The following is an 18,875-nucleotide window of genomic DNA, read 5'->3' on the forward strand; positions in this document are numbered from 1 at the left end:
GTTACATATGTTAAAGCCTAAACACCCTCATCAGTCGGAGGTTACCATGACCGAAATGGTGCTTCCCAATGATACGAATACATTGAATAATCTGATGGGAGGCCGGCTTTTGCATTGGATGGACATTTGCGCCGCCATTGCCGCGCAGAAGCATTCCAACCGCATTGTAGTAACCGCTTCGGTGGATAATGTGTCTTTTACTGAGCCGATTAAGCTGGGTAACATTGTGACCATGCAGGCCAAAGTAACCCGCGCATTTAACTCTTCTATGGAAGTTTTTCTGGAAGTTTGGGCCGAGGATATTCCTGCCGGGCACCGTGTGAGCACAAACCGCGCTTTTTACACATTCGTTGCTGTGGACCAAAACGGCCGCCCTATCGAAGTGCCGCCGCTCGAACCTGAAACGCCCGAAGAACATGATTTGTATTTGAGCGCACTTCGCCGACGCCAGTTGCGCCTCGTCCTGGCCGGTCGCATGAATCCTGCGGATGCCACCGAATTGAAAGCGCTTTTTCAGGTAACATAAGTCGGGCTTACTCCCATATTTTTGGTATTTTTACGGCATAAATCCATTCAACTTATGCCAAAAGAGATCATATTTTCAGAGAAAGCGCCTGCTCCGATCGGACCTTACAGCCAGGCCGTCAAAATAAACGGAACCCTTTACGTCTCAGGACAAATTGCCGCCGAGCTTGCCCAGTCGGGTGATATTAAGGCCGAGGCAGGAATCGTGATGCAGAACATTGGCCACATTCTCGGCGCAGCCAAGTTAGGTTTCCAGAATGTGGTGAAATCAACTATTTTCCTGAAAGATATGAACGACTTTGCGGCCGTAAATGAGGTTTATGGCAGCTTTTTTACCAAAGAACCGCCTGCCCGTGAAACCGTGCAGGTTGCGCGTCTGCCAAAAGACGTGAATGTTGAAATATCCGTTATTGCCGTCGAATAGGAGGCAGAATCATCCAGTAAATTTTAGATTAAGATAATGAATAATAAACCTGTCCGGGTAAGATTTGCCCCCAGCCCGACCGGCCCGCTGCACGCAGGCGGCGTCCGCACTGCCTTGTACAACTATCTGTTTGCACGCCAGCAGGGTGGCCAAATGTTGCTTCGCATTGAAGATACAGACCAGAACCGCTACGTTCCCGGCGCGGAAGAATATATTTTGGAAGCATTGGAATGGCTAGGCGTCACCATCGACGAAGGCCCGCAGCAAGGCGGTCCGCACGCGCCTTACCGCCAGTCGGAAAGAAAAGAAATGTATCGCGAATATGCCGAAAGGCTTGTTGCTGAGGGAAAGGCTTACTATGCTTTTGACACAGCCGACGAACTGGACGCGATGCGCAAACGCCTCGAAGTTGCCAAAGTTGCCGCGGCACAATACAATGCGATCACGAGGATGGAAATGACCAATTCGCTGACATTATCGGCGGAAGAAACGAAATCCAGACTGGAAAACGGTGAAGCGTATGTGATCCGGATGAAGATCAGCCCGAAGGAAGATATTCGTTTCAATGACCTGATCCGCGGATGGGTCGTGGTGCATTCGTCACAGATCGACGATAAAGTGCTTTTGAAATCCGACGGTATGCCGACCTATCATTTGGCCAACATTGTGGACGACCATTTGATGGGCATTACGCACGTGATCCGCGGTGAAGAATGGCTCCCATCGGCGCCGTTGCACGTTTTGCTTTACAGATATTTAGGTTGGGAAAGCACCATGCCGCAGTTTGCGCACCTTCCGCTTTTGCTGAAACCAGACGGAAATGGCAAGTTATCCAAGCGTGATGCGGATCTGGGCGGTTTCCCGATCTTCCCCCTCGAATGGACCGATCCGAACACAGGTGACAAGGCCAAAGGTTTCCGTGAAGAAGGTTACTTCGCTGACGCAACGGCCAATTTCCTTGCCTTACTAGGCTGGAATGCAGGAACCGAGCAGGAGCTTTTCAACATGGAGGAGCTAATTGCCGCATTCAGTTTTGAGCGCGTGCATAAGGCCGGGGCAAGATTTGACATTCAAAAAGCAAACTGGTTCAACCAGCAATATCTTAAAAACCTGGATGATGCAACGCTTATCGAGCAGGCAAAACCGCTTTTTGCTGCTCAGCAGATCCATGTTGACGATCATCAAATTGCGCAAATCGTCTTCTTGCTGAAAGACCGCGTGCATTTCGTGAAGGAGATTGTGAGCGAATCCAGCTTTTTATTCCATACGCCTGAAACTTACGATCAGGAATTGGTTTTGAAAAAATGGGATGAGCAGGCAGTGAATGCAATTTCAGGATTTAAAGATGCTCTGATCGCTTTTGACGGTGAATTTACGGCGCATAACATTAAAGAAAGCCTGTCGGCAACGATGGAATCCCTTGGTATAAAAATGGGTAAAATTATGCAGGCGCTCCGCCTGGCGCTCACGGGTGAAGGCCACGGACCTGACCTGATGGTGACCATGGAAATTTTGGGAAAAGACGAAGTCGTAAAACGTCTGGATAATGCCTTAACCCGCTTACCAGCCCAAATTCGCCTGGCATAATTGTGATATGACCGTTGGATCAAATTGACTTGGGTTCCGTAAAAGGGCTCCTTAATTTAGTAATCATTCGAAATGACCGCTTTGCGGCGAATTTTCAGACACATGGCTAAGAAAAAACCAACCGATACGACCAAACCAGCTGCCGAAAAACCCCGTGTACATAAGGACCTGGACGGATTCGACATTCAGATCAATTCATTTGGCGAGATTACGACCAGCTTCGATATGGACCGTATCAACGAATTTTTGAATAAAAATGTGGACGACAAAAAGCTCCGCGACCGGGAAGATATTCCCGGCCGGAAAACCCGCAAAAAGAAGAAAACAAGCGAGGAAGAGGAGGAAGAAGAAGAGTAGCAAGTGGTCATTGCAGTTCAGCTTACTATCAAATTAAACCTTTTACGCACAAATGATCTCTCACGAAATCGATTACAAAATTATTGGCGACGATATCCAGGTCGTAGAAATTGAGCTGGACCCTAACGAAACCGTGATCGCGGAAGCCGGTGCCATGCTTTTCATGGAAGATGGCATTGAATTCCAGACCAAAATGGGCGATGGATCGGAAGCGAACCAGAGCATTATGGGCAAGATCTTCCAGGCCGGAACGCGCCTGATCACGGGCGAATCGCTTTTCATGACGCACTTTACAAACCGGGGATATGGCAAGAAAAAAGTAGCATTTGCAGCCCCTTACCCGGGGACCGTGATGCCCATTGATCTTTCCAAAATCTACGGCAACGAGCTCATCGTTCAGAAAGACGGTTTCCTGTGCGCTGCCATGGGCACAAGCATGAAAATCCATTTTAACCAGCGTTTCGGCTCAGGCTTATTTGGTGGTGAAGGGTTTATTTTACAAAAAATCAAAGGAGACGGAATGGCGTTCGTGCACGCAGGCGGCGTGGTGATAGAGCGGAATTTAAATAACGAAACTTTGCGCGTAGATACAGGCTGCGTGGTCGCATTCGAGCAATCACTAAGCTTCGATATTCAACGTTCCGGCGGCTTGAAGTCCATGGTTTTCGGTGGCGAAGGTATGTTCCTGGCCACATTACGGGGCACGGGCCGTTGCTGGATCCAGTCGATGCCTATTTCTAAACTGATCCAGCGCTTGTCCGTTGGCGGCCCAAATGCTAATAAGGAAAGCGGGTCGGTGATTGGTGGGTTAGGGCGATTGTTTGAAGATTAATCTTTCTGATATTGATATCAAAGGCAAGTACGAAAGTGCTTGCTTTTTTTGTTGCTCGGTGTTCTCCTTAATATCCTTTATTTCAAAATATAAAGACCGTCGCCCGTTCCCAGCCACATTTCTCCGGCAGGACTTTCAGCAAATGTGAAAATGCCGCTGGAACCTAACTTTTTAAACATCCATTCCTTACCATTGAAAATGCCATATTCCTTGTCCGCGTTGGAAAAGGATGCCCAAAGGTTTCCGTTTTTATCCGAGTAAATGGATTGGGTATTGTAGATTACCGATTGTTCATCAGGCAAGCTTACAATTTGAGACTTGCTGCCATTGAACTTGAAGATCTGCGGCCTGCCGGTGACCATTAAACTTGACAAACCATAATCAATGGACGCGACCAATTCATTGTTTTTGTTGATCACAATGTTTCCGAAATTATAGGGTTTGAATCCTAACTCCTTTGATCCGACAACAGAAATGATATCATCCAGGCCTATTTTGGCGAGCGAACCTTCGTCGAAGCCATCATTAAACGCTACCCAGACCTGGTTCGACTGGTCAATAGTGATGCCTTGTATCAAATTTCCTGGCAATTTGGAATTAGCCGGAGTGAAGGTTATAAATGTAGATCCGTCGTATTTAACCAATCCCCCTGACTGAAAACTGCTGCAAGAAAACCAGATGTTGTCATTCGCATCAATAGCAACAGACCGGACGTGATTAGCAGGAAGGCCAAACTGCTTCGATTCATATCTGATAAATTTTGCTCCGTCGTATTCCATCAAGTCATTGCTGCCAATCCAGATGTGACCGGCTTTATCTACTTCAATGTCCATTATGGCCGCATTACTCATCGCAGAATTGGAAGAGTCAAAGACTTTGGCTGCTTTGCCATCAAACTTGATCAAGCCCTGACTGAGCGTTCCAAGCCATGCGTTGCCTTTTTTGTCAAAAGCAATGCTGGTGATGAAATAGTCTTTTAATGTAATATCTGAAAGCACCCGGCCTTCGGGAATCACTTCCGATGAATCGTTTTTGCAGGAGCCGAAAAGCAAAAGGATAGCAAAGATCAGTACAGCGTTTTTCATAATGCTCGGAGTTAGGTTATGACTGATTGACACCATTGCTATAAGAACCGTTGGAAGCTACTGATATTCATTCTCTTAATCAACAAAAACCATTCTCTGAACGTGGGTTCCTGTCCCGCTTTTAATGTGCAATATGTAAATGCCCGCGGGCAATGGATATAGTGTGCGAACGGCGAGCAAACCAATAATCTCCCGATCCGAGACAAACAAAGGATGCGCGCGTCCGCCAACATCATACAGCGAAAGTTGCGGGATGGGGTCAATGTCGTCTGTTTCCAGGTAAAATGCCTGCCTGGTAACCGGATTCGGAAATGCAACAAGTCGTGGCAATGCGCCGGGTTCCAGAATGGTCACGACGGGCGAATAGGAGGTTCTGCCATCCGTATATTCCATTCTTACCCTGTAAAAAATGATCTTTGAATCCGTGTTGGTGTCGGTAAAAGCGTATACACCCGATCCTGTTCCATTGTCAGGCACATTGTATTGCTGTAAATCGGTGTAGATGTCGCCGTTCGTTGTTTTTTCCAGAACCATCCTTTGCATACCAGGATTTGCGGCCACTAACCATTTGAGGTTGATGACCTGATTCATTTTTACAGCACTGATCGTGTTGACGACCTGTACGTACCTGTAAGCATTGTTTACATAGAATAATGTTGAAGTGCTGCCAGCGAGATTCGGCGTGGTTCCTGCCAGGCGGATGCTGTAATTTCCATTAGCCAGATTGGCGGGAAGCTTAACCAGCATTGGATTTACGCTCCCTATGCCAACTGTATCTACAAATTTCCCACCTTCATCAAACAATTCTGCGCGTAAGGAAAGTGGGCTTGTATGATCCCCATGAATGTTATAGCCCAAATAAAAAGACGCACCCGGTAACGCCGTAGAAGGCACAACGCCCGTATGAATGGAATTTGTAGGTTGTATAGGGACGATCTTTTTGAACAGCGAATCGGTTAATGCCCTGTTCCAGGCAGATGCTGCTAATGTCAGGCCCTGAATGCCGCCCGGCACATTCTCGAAATGCTCGGAAACGGGCCTGGGAATTTGAATGGTGTCGAGGTTTGGGCCAGGAAATGTGTTGAAGTTTTTTAGCGTGGAAAGTCTTTTCTGTGCATTGATAACGGGTAAATACGGATCCTTAATAATGTTGCTCGCCGAATTTCTGGCAATAACCCAGGGCACATTGTAACCCGCATCGGCGCGGGCATTTGTAATTAACGTCTGGATGTTGTTAAAGTAATTCTGTTCGGTGAATTTCAGTTGCGCATCATTCTCTCCGTGTGACCAAAGCACTGCACGCATTCCGAGCCATGAGTTCAGATGGCGGATGGTGTTGACAATGTTCGAGTAAGGCTGTCTGTTTGGCCAGTTTTTTCCAACATAAGGATTAAACGCATCTTTCCCGGTTGCCGCATCACGGTAACTGTCGGAATTTGCCGCGGCCCATGCAGCATTCAAAAAGAGCACCGGTGTTTTGAATCTTTTTGAAATAGAATCACCCAATTCTCCCCAGTACCAGGCCGTTTCTCCGGAAGGGAAAATGAAATTGTCTTTTTTTAAAATCTCAAAAGTCGGCTTTCGCATAGGCTCGTTTGGCGCAACGGTGATGTTTTCTGCATTCAACTGCTTATTGACTGCATTGAAGGAAACAACCTGGTCGGAAGCACTTTTAGCACCAAGTCCGGGTAAACCCATTGCATTGGAATTTCCTGCCACAAGGAAAACCTCACCTACACCAACACGATCTACGGAAATAGAATCAATATCCCCATTTTCGGTCACAGCCGAAATTTTCAGCTGATACCAGCCCGTTTCAGCCTGAACCGAAGCCGTCAGAAATCCCTGCCGAACTTGCTCTTCATCAAAATCCCAGACTTTCTCCCGATGTACATTTCCTTTGATCGGGACCAAACGACCTTCAATGCTTGTATAAGGCCGGTAAGCATACGCCGTAATCGCTATCGAGGCAAAACCCGAAAGGTTGCGCTGGACGATCTGGTTATTGGCAGGAGCTGTTAAGATGATCTGTCCGTTGGCAGATATGGAAAGCATCAGGAAGAATCCAATGCACTGAAAAAACAACACCGCTGTATATCTTTTGCAGAAAGGTGCACAGTATGTTCGTATCGTTCTCATCATTAGCCTGCTTTTCACATCTGTTTCGGCTTCAATTTAGCTTAAATTACGTTGAGGCACTTATGGTTTTGGCATAAAAAAAGAGCCGGTCCAAATCCGGACCGGCTCTTCAAACATTACGCTAACTATTGACCGTAACCTGGGTTTTGAGGTGTCAGGCCAGGGTTGTTTTTCATTTCCTGGATTCCCAATGGGAACAGCAGGTGTTTTTCCTGTAAAGCAACACCAGCTCCAACATTCAGGTTAAGGTGACCAACGAAATTGTCAAATCCTTTTGTTTTCTCGTTAAACACTTTGCGCAGACGAACCATGTCAAACCAGGTAATGCCTTCGTAAGCGAATTCATACCAGCGCTCTCTCCAAACCGCTTCGCGGAAGGTGGCCTGTGTGAATGTTCCGATTGCAGGGGTTGTCAACTTAGCACGGTCACGGATTCTTTTGTAAGCCGCATAAGCTTCGGCAGTTGGACCGCCTACTTCATTTTGTGCTTCTGCATAAATCAGCAACACTTCTGCGTAGCGGATCAGGTTCACATTCAGGTTGTTGTTCTTGGTGGCAGTAACACCAGGAGCACCAAGCGCAGTTTGATTGAAATGCTTGAATACATAAGGTGCACCAAGATCAAATTTCGCTCCGTCGCCATTGGTATAATACGTTGTATAGAACCAGCCTTCCTGATCAACTGTACGCAAGTCGCCTTTTTCGTATGAGTTATAGAATGAAAGCGTTGGAATAGTGCTTCCTGTTCCACCAGGACCTGCAAAAGTTACAGCCTTGAAGTTAGGCAGATAGTCATTCAATGGGAATGATGCAACCAATGCATTATACTGGATCTGGAACAAATGCTCCAATCTGTTTTTCTGCGATTCGGTATGAATTTCCTTGTAAGTAGGAAACAGGTTTACAACATTTGGGTTTGCTTTTGAATAAGTAATTACTTCAAAAGCTTTGTCAGCCGCAAGTTTGTAGTGCGAAGCACCTTTGCCCAACGGGAAACCAGCCATTGTCAGATAAACCTTTGAAAGCAATGCTTTCACCGACATTTGTGTAGCACGGCCGCTTGTTTCGAAAACAGGAAGTCCGGCAGATTCTGCTGCAATCAGGTCTTCTACGATCAGTTTATAAACTTCTTCCTGCGGAGCTCTCTTCGCAAAGAAATCTTCTGATGTTGCCGTTTGTGGTTTTGTCACCAAAGGAACATCTCCCCAAAGACGAACTGCATTGAAGTAAGCCCATGCTCTAAGAAAACGTGCTTCACCAAGCAGTTTTGTTTGCTGTGCAGGTGTCGCAGGAGCTAAAAAAGGAATGGTCGGGATTTTCTCGATAGCAAGGTTTGCATTAGCAATAAGGCGGTATAATCCGTTCCACCAGTTGTTGATATGCGCTGTGTTACCATCGTAAGTCAACGAGTACAGGTTGTTCAAATCGGAATTTTGTCCCGTTTCAGTGGTTGCAGTTCCTGTTACTGCTTCCAGCAATTGCCAGTTTGCAGAGAAAATACCAGCTCCGTCTCCATAAAATCTAAGACCAGCATAGGTTGCTGCAACGGCAGCTTCCGCGTGATCAGGGATTGTGTAAAAACTTTCCGGTGTTAGGTTGGACGGATCCTGTTCGTCAAGGAAGTCTGAACAGCTCGTCGGTCCCAGCAAAATAGCGCCGAAAAGAAGTGCTGTCCCTAGGTTTTTCAAATTATATAACTTCATAATGAATATCTGTTTTTAAAATAACTTAACCTGTTCATTAAAATGCGATCTGCAGACCAGCCATGTAAGTGGTTGGTTTTGGATAGCTATGCCAGATCATACCTTGTGAAAATACGTTGTCAGCATCTCCACCACGGATTGGCGTTTGCTCAGGGTCACCATGTGGGTATTTAGTAAGCAAGAAGAAGTTTTGAGCTGAAACGTAAATTCTCAGTTTGCTCAATTTGATTTTGCTGACCATATCCGATGGGAAGCTGTAACCCAAAAGCAAGTTTCTGCCACGAAGGAATGAACCGTCAAAGATCCAGCGTGTATCTACGTTTGTTACGTAACCCGCACGTGTTTCACGAATCTCGGCGATTTGTGAATTTTGGTTTTGAGGAGTCCATGCACCCAATACAGTAGCGTAGCTGTTTGCGATAGAAACGCGGTCTTCGCTAGCGTGCAGGTTCATGTCCATCAGGTCATTTCCGTAAGAGAACTGCATGTCAAATGTCAGGTCAAAGTTTCCGTAACGAACTGAGTTCGCCAAAGTTCCCCAGCCTTTTGGGCTACCATTTCCAATGATTCTGCGGTCCGCATCTGTGATAGCGCCATCACCGTTGAAATCTTTGTATTTGATGTCACCAGGCAACATTTTAAGGTTGTTACGATAGCTGGTAAATTTAGCAGCCTCGTCTCTTTCAGCCTCGCTCCAAACGCCCAGACGTGTAAGTCCCCAGAATGCACCAACAGGCTCTCCGATACGGATAATGCTCGTTTGGTTTGTAATACCAGGACCACCCACTCCGAAGATGTCAGAAGGTGTTGCCAGTGACAATACTTTGCTTCTGTTGAATGAGATATTGAAGTTCGTGTTCCATGAGAAGTTTGCTCTTTCGATGTTAGTCGTATTCAAAGCAAGTTCAACTCCTTTGTTTTCCATTGAACCAATGTTCTTTCTGATAACTGCGTATCCGCTGGTGCGTGGAACCGGAGCATCCAAAAGCATGTCAGTGGTTTTTCTGTAATAGTAATCCGCTTCAACAGAGATTCTGCCTTTCAGGAAGCTAATTTCAAGACCCGCATCCGTTTGTGCTGTTTTCTCCCATTTCAAATCAGGGTTAGCAAGTCTGTTGATACCCGTTCCGTTAAATCTTGCATCGTTGTAGATGGTTGCATAGTTTGAGCTAAGCAATGACAATGAAGAATAAGAAGGAATTTCGGAGTTACCAGTCAAACCGTAGCTTGTTCTGATTTTCAGGTTGGAAATCAATGTATTTCCTTTCAGGAACTCTTCGTCAGACACTTTCCATGCCAAAGCAGCAGATGGGAACACAGCGTATTTGTGGTTATCACCGAATTTAGATGACCCATCGATACGACCTGTTACCGTCAACAGATATTTCTCTTTCAATGTATAGTTCACACGTCCAAAGTAAGAGTTGAACGCAAAACGTGCAGCACCCGAACCAACACCCGGCAATGTAGCACCTGCTCCAAGGTTGTTGAAACCGAAGTAATCCGTTGAGAAGTTACGAACGCTTGCTCCTGTTGAAGTCAGGTTCGTTTCCTGCCACGAGATACCCAAAAGTGCATTGATTGCGTGGATACCATTGAAAGTTTTGTTGTAGGTCAAATAATTTTCAAATGACCAGAACGTCTCTTTTCTGCTTGCTTTACCAGCTGTACCAGATTCACCGATTGCCAGTGTACGTGTTTGTGATTCGTTGAATTCCTGAGTCAGGATGTTCACACCCAGTACAGAACGCATTTCCAGGCCAGGAGCCAGGGTAATGTTCGAGTACAAGCTACCCAATGTAGTTTGTGTGTTCTGGTTGTATTTACGGCCCATCAGACGGTGTACCGAGCTGAATGCACCTTCTGCCTGTGGATAATCACGGTTGTTTGCATAAGTTCCGTCTGGGTATTTAACAGGAAGGAAAGGAAAATCCTCCACCATCTGACGTGGAACAGCATCATTGATATCGACAAGGTTTTCAGCCTGGTTGTTGTAGCTCAATGTAGCACCGATTCTCAACCATTTTTTAACCTGGTCATCAATGCTGAAACGAGTTGAATAACGTTTCAGGTAAGATGTTTTGATCAAACCCTGATCATCACGATAGTTTAGTGACAAAGAGTAAGTTGTTTTGTTGTTACCGCCGCTGAAACCCAATTGGTGGTTTTGAGAAACCTTGTGTTGCGTAGCTTCTTTGAACCAGTCGGTATCATAGTTTGGTATGAAATTACCGCTGCCATCCACTGTGAAGATATCAGGATGTTTAGCATTCAATTCAGCACGACGCACTTTCGGGTTTTGCGGAGCATATTTTCCGGCAGCCCATCCCGCAGGGTCATATTTCGCAATGTTTGCGTAAGCAAGGTCTTCAACCGCAAGATATTCCTTCGCGTTCAAAACTTTTGCTCTTTTTGGTCCCGCTGTCGGAACGCTCAGGTCCAGGTTGTAAGTAATCACACCTTCACCTGATTTTCCTTTTTTAGTCGTAACCAAAATAACACCATTCGCACCTCTTGCACCATAAATGGCTGTTGAAGATGCATCCTTCAAAACCTCAACAGACACGATGTCGTTAGGGTTGATGAAGTCGATGGCCTGGCTTTGCTGGTTTTGGTTTCCTTGCGGAAGCATTACACCATCCACCACATATAATGGGTTGTTTGAAGAGTTGATGGAGCTAAATCCACGGATACGCACGTTAGCACGACCACCCGGGCGTCCTGAGTTCACGTTCACCTGTACACCCGAAACCTTACCCTGAAGAGCCTGGTTCAAAGATGGAGCAGGACGCTCTTTCAATTGATCTTCCTTAACCGAACCTACCGAACCGGTTAAATCTGATTTTTTAGCGGTACCGTAACCGATAACGACTACTTCACTAAGTGCTTTTGAATCTGACTCCAAAGCAAGGTCAAGCGTAGTGCGGTTTCCCACTTCCACTTCCTGGCCTGTATAACCTACAAAGCTGAACACAAGCGTTGCACCGGTTTCTGGCACTTGCAATGTGTAATTACCGCTTCCGTCGGTGGTTGTACCTGTGCTGGAACCTTTTATAACAACGTTCACGCCAGGTAAGCCTTCCCCGTTTTCCTTATCGGTAACTTTTCCTTTTAATGTTTTATCAATCTTAGCGTGAGCAGCAGTTCCCGAAGCGATGTTCATGTTGGCTGATGCCACGAAGGGACCTGAAAGAGCGGGTATTAGAAATAATGCATTCCGGATATTCCGCATTCGGAACAACCATTGATAGGTATCGGTATTTTTCATGTAGGTTAGTATTGGTTAAACGTTTTTCATGCAATGTTGGCAAATGGTAATTAACTGTTTCATAGTGAATTCTGGCAATCGGATGTTTTCTGCGTCATTAATAAGTTATTTAAGGTGAGGAAAATTATTTGTGTTATGTTTTAAAAGTTATGGTATTTATTTAATTCGTTCAATTTTTAAAAGCGCAAACTTTTGGCTCCTGTCTATGTTCGGTTTTTTGGGTGTTTACTGTTCAGAAATTTCTGGTTGCCATTAATGGGTGCAACGAAAATTTATTTGTGAGAGGTGCCAGACAAGTAAGTTATGCCAGGAATTTGCGTGATCTTCAAAGTGAAAAAAGATGCAATACGATTATCAAGGGTCGGTTGAGATTTTTAAAAGTCTTAAAAAGACGTTGCAATATTATAATAAATAACAATAAATTTCGAATGACCAGCAGAGAAAAAATTAAATTATCTGTGCAAACGTTTGCATAAATTCACTCATATTTGATCAATTTTTGCTCGGAATCAATTAGTTAACCGCATGTTTACTAAAAATATAGCCCTGTTAATTTTCGGATAAGTCACCGAAAACCAACAGGGCTATATTTAAGATAATGTGTTTTAAACCAGGTCTACCGTGCGGCCGGTCTTCACAGACTCGTCACAAGCGAAGGCGATTTGCAAGCTCGTTACTGCGTCTTGTAGGTGATCAGTCAGGTCGAAATCGTCTTTGATCGCATTCAGGAAATAACGCTGCTCGCGGTTGCAAAGCTCCTGGTGATCCGGCTCGTCTTCGAGGTTGATCCAGGAATCTTCTCTTGTAAATTCATCTTTATCATTCAAATCCGCATGGTGTACGCGAATGGACTCCGTCTTCGTATGTGCTTCCACGGAAGAAGATTTTCCAGTGCCGCCCGCATCTTTTGCAACGATAGAAACACTGCCTTTCGGTCCGATTACGTCTTTCACGAAGAATGCAGTTTCACTGATCATCGGTCCCCAGCCAGCTTCATACCAGCCCACAGAACCGTCCTCAAACCAAATTTGAAGCTGACCATAATTATAGTTTCCAGCAGGAATATCTTCTGTTAACCGCGCACCGATCGCATTCACACGCAAAGGTTTCGAACGTGTCATCTGGCACATTACATCTATATAATGTACGCCGCAATCCACGATCGGGCTCAGGCTTTTCATCAAATTCCGGTGAACGCCCCACATGTAACCGTGGCTTTGCTGATTCAGGTTCATACGCATTACGAGCGGCTTGCCCAGGTTTTGCGCTTCGGCAACAAACCGCTCCCAGGAAGGATGCACGCGGAGAATGTAGCCTACAACCACTTTTTTGCCAGCCGTTTTCGCAGCTTCTACCACGCGCTTAGCACCAGCAACGGTGTCAGCAAGTGGTTTTTCAATGAAAACATGCGCGCCGTGCTCCAATGCTTTTACAGCAAAATCCTCATGCGTATCCGGGTAAGTCGAAATGCAGACCGCATCTGGTTTGGTTTCCTTCAATGCCGTTTCATAATCGCTGAAAAGGGCATAACCGCCGCCGAGTTTTTCATTCAAAACCTCTTTGCTTTTGCCGGTTGAAACGATTCCGCAGATTTCAAAACCGTCCAGCGAATGATACGCAAATGCATGGGAAGCGCCCATATTGCCACAACCGACTACGAGTACGCGAAGTGGACTTCCATTTTCGAAAGATGACATAATAATGTTAAATGTTAATGTTCCGGGTTAGCAGGAATAGGTAATTATTGAACAAAGCAAAGCTTCATTTTGGTGCAAAAATAGGCATTAAAATCTGTTTTCGCATTTGGGCCGATTTGAGTGAAAAAAAATCTACGAACAGTTACAAATTTTTTGCTAAAATCAAATTAATGCTGCAATTATGCATATTAATTCTACCTCTTTCTCTATTCGTTGCATGACTCATTTTTTACTTCAGTGCAGACTGTCCTGCGTTGTCTTGTGGAAGGTTTGCGTCCTATCCATGCTCACTTTCCTATCTTTTAATGTTGCTGCCCAGGATGATTTCAAACCGAAGTTTGGGGTTGTGGATCGTGCTGATGTGGAAATGGCGGCATTTCCTGGTGATAGCTCTGCTACTGCGGTTTACCTCTATGATTTTGGTGAAGTTACCTATCGCTACGACGACATCCGCGGACTGGTGATGGTGATGGAATCCTGGATAAGGATCAAAATCCTCAAAGAGTCAGCCCTTGACAGAGCTTCCGTTGCGATCACTACTTACGAGGGCAGCGGGCCCGAAAATCAGGAATTGATGGACGACATTCAGGGCTTCACTTATAATATGGAGAACGGACAGCTTGTACGAACGGCCATGGACCGGAAGTCGATCAAGCGGGAAAAGGCCACGGGCAAATATTATACTTACAAATTTAATCTCGCCAATGCACGGAAGGGTTCCGTGATTGAATATTCTTACAGGCGCACAACGCCATTGACCGTCCGCGATAAGCCCAGTCCCTGGTCTTTTCAGGCATCTGTGCCGAGCAAGTGGAGTGAGTTCCGCATTACGATCCCGTTCTTTCTGGAATATAAAACAACCATGAGCGGTTACCTGCCCCTGTATATCAGCGAACAGGAGCCTACGGATGTGCATGTAGGCTCGTCCAGGCTTAACGGGCGCGGCGTTGCCTATCGTTTTGTCGTGAAAGATGCACCTGCATTTGTCAACGAACCTTTTATAACGACCGAAAGCGATTATCTGTCAAAGGTGAATTTCGAGCTTTCCGTCATTCAGGTCCCCGGTGAAATGTCGAAGCATTTTTCAAATACCTGGGACGATGTTGAAAAGACATTGAACGAAGCAAGCTGGTTTGGTGTAGAGTTGCGCAAATCGTCATTCTTGAAAGCAAAGCGTGACGAAATTATGCAAACCGCCAAGACGCCGGAGGAAAAAATGGAGCTGGCTTACCGGCATCTGCAAAGCCACATGAAATGGGACGGTTCGTCCTTTCTGGGTTCAAGAGATGGCGTCAGGAAAGCATATGAAAACAAAGCCGGCAATGCAACTGAGGTGAATCTGATTCTGACCTCACTCCTTCGCGAGCTGGATCTTAATGCAGATCCGGTCATTCTCAGCACACGTTCCAATGGCCGCTTTTTGAAAGAAATTCCGCTTCTGGAAAGCTGCAATTATGTGATCAGCCACGTTGAGGTTGCCGGGAAAGAATACTTTTTGGACGCCACACAGCCTTATGCCAAACTCGGCCTCTTGCCTGAGCACACATTGAACGGTTATGGCAGGCTTATTCCGAAAAAAGGACCGGGGCGGTTCCTGGATATAAAACCGCTGGACTCACAGACCAAACTGGAAATGGTAAATGCAAACATTTTACCTGAAGATGGCAGCATTAAGGGCAATTACAGCATTTCCTATGCAGGTTATGAAGCATTGCGCTGGCGTGACAAATATGTAAAAGAAGCTGACGACATTTATCACGAAGTGCTCAAAAAGCGGTCGCCGGAGTGGAAGATCAGCAACATTGCTGTGAAGAATAAAAACGAAGATTTGAAAGCAGCAGTCAATGTCGCCTGCGATTTTGAACTGGAAGACGAGAATGCTTCACCTGACTTGTTTTACTTCAATCCAATTCTGGCCGGTCGCTGGGAAAGCAATCCGTTGAAATCGAAAGAACGGATCTATCCGCTCGATTTTACCAGCGGAATGTCGGAATCGTTCATTGGTAATTATAAGCTTCCGGCAGGTTATGTGCTGGAAGAAATGCCAAAGGCAGAAATCGTAAGCCTTCCCGAAAAAGCGGGAAAATTTGTTTACCAGGTTCGGCAGTCAGGTGATATGATCCAGGTGAGCAGCGTCATTGTACTTTCCAAAACGAATTTTCATGCCGAAGAATACCACGACGTGAAAGAGTTCTTCGAGCGCGTGGTCCAAAAACATGCGCAACCTTTGGTAATCAAGAAAAAGGCTAACTAACCCTCCAAGATGCGATTTTTATTCTCTATTCTATTTTTAGCTTGCACAATGCTATGTCAGGTTCGGGCGCAAGATGAATTCGACGTCACGAAAATAAGTGCGGAACTCAATGCCGGTGCCAATGCGGTTGTGCGGTTGGATGAAGATTTTTTTGAGATTATTTCAAAAGCCGAAGCGCGGCACAAGAAGCGCACAGTTGTTACGATTCTGAATGAAAAGGGCGAAAATGAGTATGGCCAGCTTCTTGTGGGTTATGATAAATTTACCAAGATCACCGATATCAGCGGCATCCTTTACGATGCAGGCGGGAAAGTCCAGAAAAAGCTCAAAAACGCAGACATTACGGACTATGGTTATGGCGGCGGTGGAGACAATATCACCGACGCAAGGGTCAAGCTGGCCGATTTTGGTAAAAAGAGCTATGCTTATCCGTACACGATTGAATTCAATTACGAGACTAAGGAGAAAAATATGATGTTCTATCCGCGCTGGATGCCTCTTTCTGATGAAAAGACAGCCGTTGAGCGCGCGCAGTTCACCATCAAAACGCCAGCCGATTTTAAGTTTCGTTACAAAGAATATAATGGTGTAAATCCGGTGATGAAAACCAAAGAGGAAGGCGGATCGGACATTTACACCTGGGTTGTCAGAAACCAACCCGTTTCCAAAACAACCGATTTCTACCCGCTTCCCATGATCGACCATATGCCGCTCGTGCTGGCCGCCCCTTCCGATTTTGAAGTGCAGGATTATCAGGGAAATTTCAACACCTGGGCAGATTTTGGTAAATTTTATCACACATTGAATGCGGGCCGTGACGTGCTTCCGCCTGCGACGATTACTGAAATAAAATCTGTCATTAAGGATGCAAAAACAGATCGCGAAAAAGTTGAAAAACTATACAAATGGATGCAAACCCGCTCGCGTTATGTCAGCATTCAGCTGGGAATCGGCGGCTGGCAAACCATTGATGCCATGACTGTTGCCAACAAAGGTTATGGCGATTGCAAAGCGCTGAGCAATTTTACCGTCGCTGCATTGCGCCAGGCGGGAATTCCTGCTTATGTTGCCTTAATCAAAGCAGGCAGTGAAGCCATGATGAAACCTGACTTCCCAAGCAGCCAGTTCAACCACGTCATCGCCTGCGCCATAGTCGCAAAAGACACGATGTGGCTCGAATGCACCAGCCAGACCACGACGCCCAACTTCATGGGCACATTCACAGGCAGCCGCTATGCATTGCTCGTCACGCCCGAAGGCGGAAAACTGGTGCAAACGCCTGTTTATAAATCACACCAAAACACACGGAAAAGTCGCGCGAATGTGAACCTGGACGAAGGCGGGAACGGACAAGTGGAAGTGCATACATTATATGCAGGCTTGCAGCAGGAATCACGCAACAGTGTTTTTCACAATGGCAGTAAAGAAGAGCAGAAGAAATGGTTAATGAACCAGATCAATTTACCAAGTCTGGATTTGCAGCGTTTCGAGCTTCTCGAAGGCCGGGAAACAGAACCGACCATTACCGAGAAATTATCACTGAATGTGCGCAACTGCGCCACCAAAACAGGATCAAGACTTTTTATCAAACCCACTTTACTAAGCCGCGGGTTTGAATTGCCCGCAATTTCGGAGCGGACTACGGACTTTTATCTGCCCGGCTCTGTCTACGACTTTACCGATTCTGACACGGTGTCTTACGTCATTCCGGCGAATTACAAACTGGAAACCACATTGCCTTCTTTTCAGATTAATTCGGTTTTTGGGACTTATGAATCCAAAACGGTTTTGGAAAACAGCAAGCTCCTGTGCTCCCGGAAGGTCGTTATGAACGGCGGACGCTACAATGCCAAGGATTTTCCAGCCTGGATCGACTTCCTGAAAAAGATGAGAAAAGCCGATCGTGCGCAAGTCGTATTTGTAGAAAACAAACCTTGAAGCCGGATTCGGTTTTATGTTAAAATTCGTATATTATTGATTAATACCTGAAATGTTTGGCGGGTAACCAACAATTAACTTTGACAAAAAATCAGATCTTTCATAGTTAACACAATCAATATATGAACAAGGAATCCTGGCAGGGTGTATTTCCGGCGTTGCTAACGCCTTTCAAATCAGACGACAGCATTGATTTTGATCTTTTCCGTAAAAATCTGGAAGTGCAGATTGAAGCTGGCGTCACTGGCGCTATCGTTTCAGGATCATTGGGCGAAGCAAGCACATTGACCAAAGCGGAAAAAGTGGAATTGGTAAAATATGCAAAAAGCATTGTTGCCCAGGATTTCCCGATCGTTGTGTGTATTGCCGAGCAATCGACTGCGGAAGCCGTAAGCCTTGCCAAAGAAGCCGAAGCTGCTGGTGCAGACGGTCTGATGGTGTTGCCTCCGATGCGTTACAAAGCAGACGACCATGAAACGGTTGTTTATTTCAAAACCATCGCACAAAGCACTGCATTGCCATTGATGATCTACAACAATCCGGTGGATTACAAAATTGAAGTCACGCTGGCAATGTTTGAAGAGCTTGCAAAGGTTCCTAATGTGCATGCCATCAAAGAATCAACGCGCGACGTAAGCAATGTTACCCGCCTTTATAACCGTTTCGGCGACCGTTTTAAGGTTTTCTGCGGTGTGGATACATTGATCATGGAAGAAGTAATGCTAGGCTGCGACGGCGTTGTAGGTGGTTTGGTGGATGCATTCCCAAAAGAAACCGTTGCGATTTTCAACTTGGTGAAAGCCGGATTATACAAAGAAGCATTGGCCGTTTACCGTTGGTATCTTCCTTTGCTTGAACTGGACATTCATCCAAAACTGGTTCAAAACATCAAGCTTGCCGCTACAAAAGCAGGCATAGGCTCAGAATTCGTTCGCGCACCAAGATTGGTTCTGGAAGGTGCAGAGCGCGAAAAAGTGCTTGCTATCATTGACCAAGCTATTGCAACTCAGCCTGCATTGCCTGATTATTTGAATTTGTCTTCGGAAGTTTCTGTTGCATAACATTG

The 18,875-nt window shown here is 45.7% G+C and carries 13 protein-coding genes; 8 read left to right on the forward strand and 5 right to left on the reverse strand.

Features of this window, described 5'->3' with window-relative positions:
* The first annotated feature begins 7 nt into the window (after positions 1 to 7).
* The 5 genes from L0660_RS00555 (at position 8) to L0660_RS00575 (ending at position 3,725) form a co-directional block, all read left to right on the forward strand.
* Complete coding sequence (locus tag L0660_RS00555; RefSeq protein WP_026631163.1) at positions 8 to 526, forward strand: acyl-CoA thioesterase; 519 nt, start codon at positions 8 to 10, stop codon at positions 524 to 526.
* A 54-nt stretch (positions 527 to 580) separates the two neighbouring features.
* Positions 581 to 949: a Rid family detoxifying hydrolase gene (locus tag L0660_RS00560; RefSeq protein ID WP_235156812.1), complete on the forward strand. Its 369-nt coding sequence runs from the start codon at positions 581 to 583 to the stop codon at positions 947 to 949.
* A gap of 36 nt (positions 950 to 985) precedes the next feature.
* Entirely contained in the window at positions 986 to 2,536 is a 1,551-nt protein-coding gene (gene gltX, locus L0660_RS00565; protein ID WP_235156813.1) for a glutamate--tRNA ligase, read from the forward strand.
* Positions 2,537 to 2,638: 102 nt separating this feature from the next.
* A complete protein-coding gene (locus L0660_RS00570; protein WP_026631166.1) occupies positions 2,639 to 2,893 on the forward strand; it encodes a hypothetical protein in 255 nt (84 codons plus the stop codon).
* A gap of 52 nt (positions 2,894 to 2,945) precedes the next feature.
* Positions 2,946 to 3,725: a TIGR00266 family protein gene (locus L0660_RS00575; protein WP_233795085.1), complete on the forward strand. Its 780-nt coding sequence runs from the start codon at positions 2,946 to 2,948 to the stop codon at positions 3,723 to 3,725.
* 77 nt (positions 3,726 to 3,802) lie between these two features.
* On the opposite strand, the gene L0660_RS00580 is transcribed toward L0660_RS00575, so the two are convergent.
* The 5 genes from L0660_RS00580 to L0660_RS00600 form a co-directional block, all read right to left on the reverse strand.
* Positions 3,803 to 4,810 (reverse strand): two-component regulator propeller domain-containing protein, encoded by a 1,008-nt coding sequence (locus tag L0660_RS00580; RefSeq protein WP_235156814.1) that lies wholly within the window; start codon positions 4,808 to 4,810, stop codon positions 3,803 to 3,805.
* A gap of 75 nt (positions 4,811 to 4,885) precedes the next feature.
* Complete coding sequence (locus L0660_RS00585) at positions 4,886 to 6,865, reverse strand: sialate O-acetylesterase (RefSeq protein WP_235156815.1); 1,980 nt, start codon at positions 6,863 to 6,865, stop codon at positions 4,886 to 4,888.
* Positions 6,866 to 7,074: 209 nt separating this feature from the next.
* Positions 7,075 to 8,652 carry a RagB/SusD family nutrient uptake outer membrane protein gene (locus L0660_RS00590; protein WP_235156816.1) on the reverse strand — a complete coding sequence of 526 codons (1,578 nt, stop codon included), beginning with the start codon at positions 8,650 to 8,652 and terminating at the stop codon, positions 7,075 to 7,077.
* A gap of 37 nt (positions 8,653 to 8,689) precedes the next feature.
* On the reverse strand, positions 8,690 to 11,920 hold the full coding sequence (locus tag L0660_RS00595; protein WP_235156817.1) for a TonB-dependent receptor: 3,231 nt from the start codon (positions 11,918 to 11,920) through the stop codon (positions 8,690 to 8,692).
* 605 nt (positions 11,921 to 12,525) lie between these two features.
* Positions 12,526 to 13,617, reverse strand: a complete 1,092-nt coding sequence (locus L0660_RS00600) for a Gfo/Idh/MocA family protein (RefSeq protein ID WP_235156818.1) — start codon at positions 13,615 to 13,617, stop codon at positions 12,526 to 12,528.
* 283 nt (positions 13,618 to 13,900) lie between these two features.
* Here L0660_RS00600 and L0660_RS00605 point away from each other — a divergent pair, with 283 nt between their 5' ends.
* The 3 genes from L0660_RS00605 (at position 13,901) to L0660_RS00615 (ending at position 18,870) form a co-directional block, all read left to right on the forward strand.
* Complete coding sequence (locus tag L0660_RS00605; RefSeq protein ID WP_235156819.1) at positions 13,901 to 15,871, forward strand: DUF3857 domain-containing protein; 1,971 nt, start codon at positions 13,901 to 13,903, stop codon at positions 15,869 to 15,871.
* Between the two features lie 48 nt (positions 15,872 to 15,919).
* Complete coding sequence (locus tag L0660_RS00610) at positions 15,920 to 17,809, forward strand: DUF3857 and transglutaminase domain-containing protein (protein ID WP_235156820.1); 1,890 nt, start codon at positions 15,920 to 15,922, stop codon at positions 17,807 to 17,809.
* A gap of 122 nt (positions 17,810 to 17,931) precedes the next feature.
* Positions 17,932 to 18,870, forward strand: coding sequence for a dihydrodipicolinate synthase family protein (locus tag L0660_RS00615; RefSeq protein WP_235156821.1), 939 nt, complete (start codon positions 17,932 to 17,934; stop codon positions 18,868 to 18,870).
* Positions 18,871 to 18,875 lie beyond the last annotated feature (5 nt).

The sequence above is a fragment of the Dyadobacter sp. CY351 genome (genome assembly GCF_021502625.1).
Lineage (GTDB): Bacteria > Bacteroidota > Bacteroidia > Cytophagales > Spirosomataceae > Dyadobacter > Dyadobacter chenhuakuii.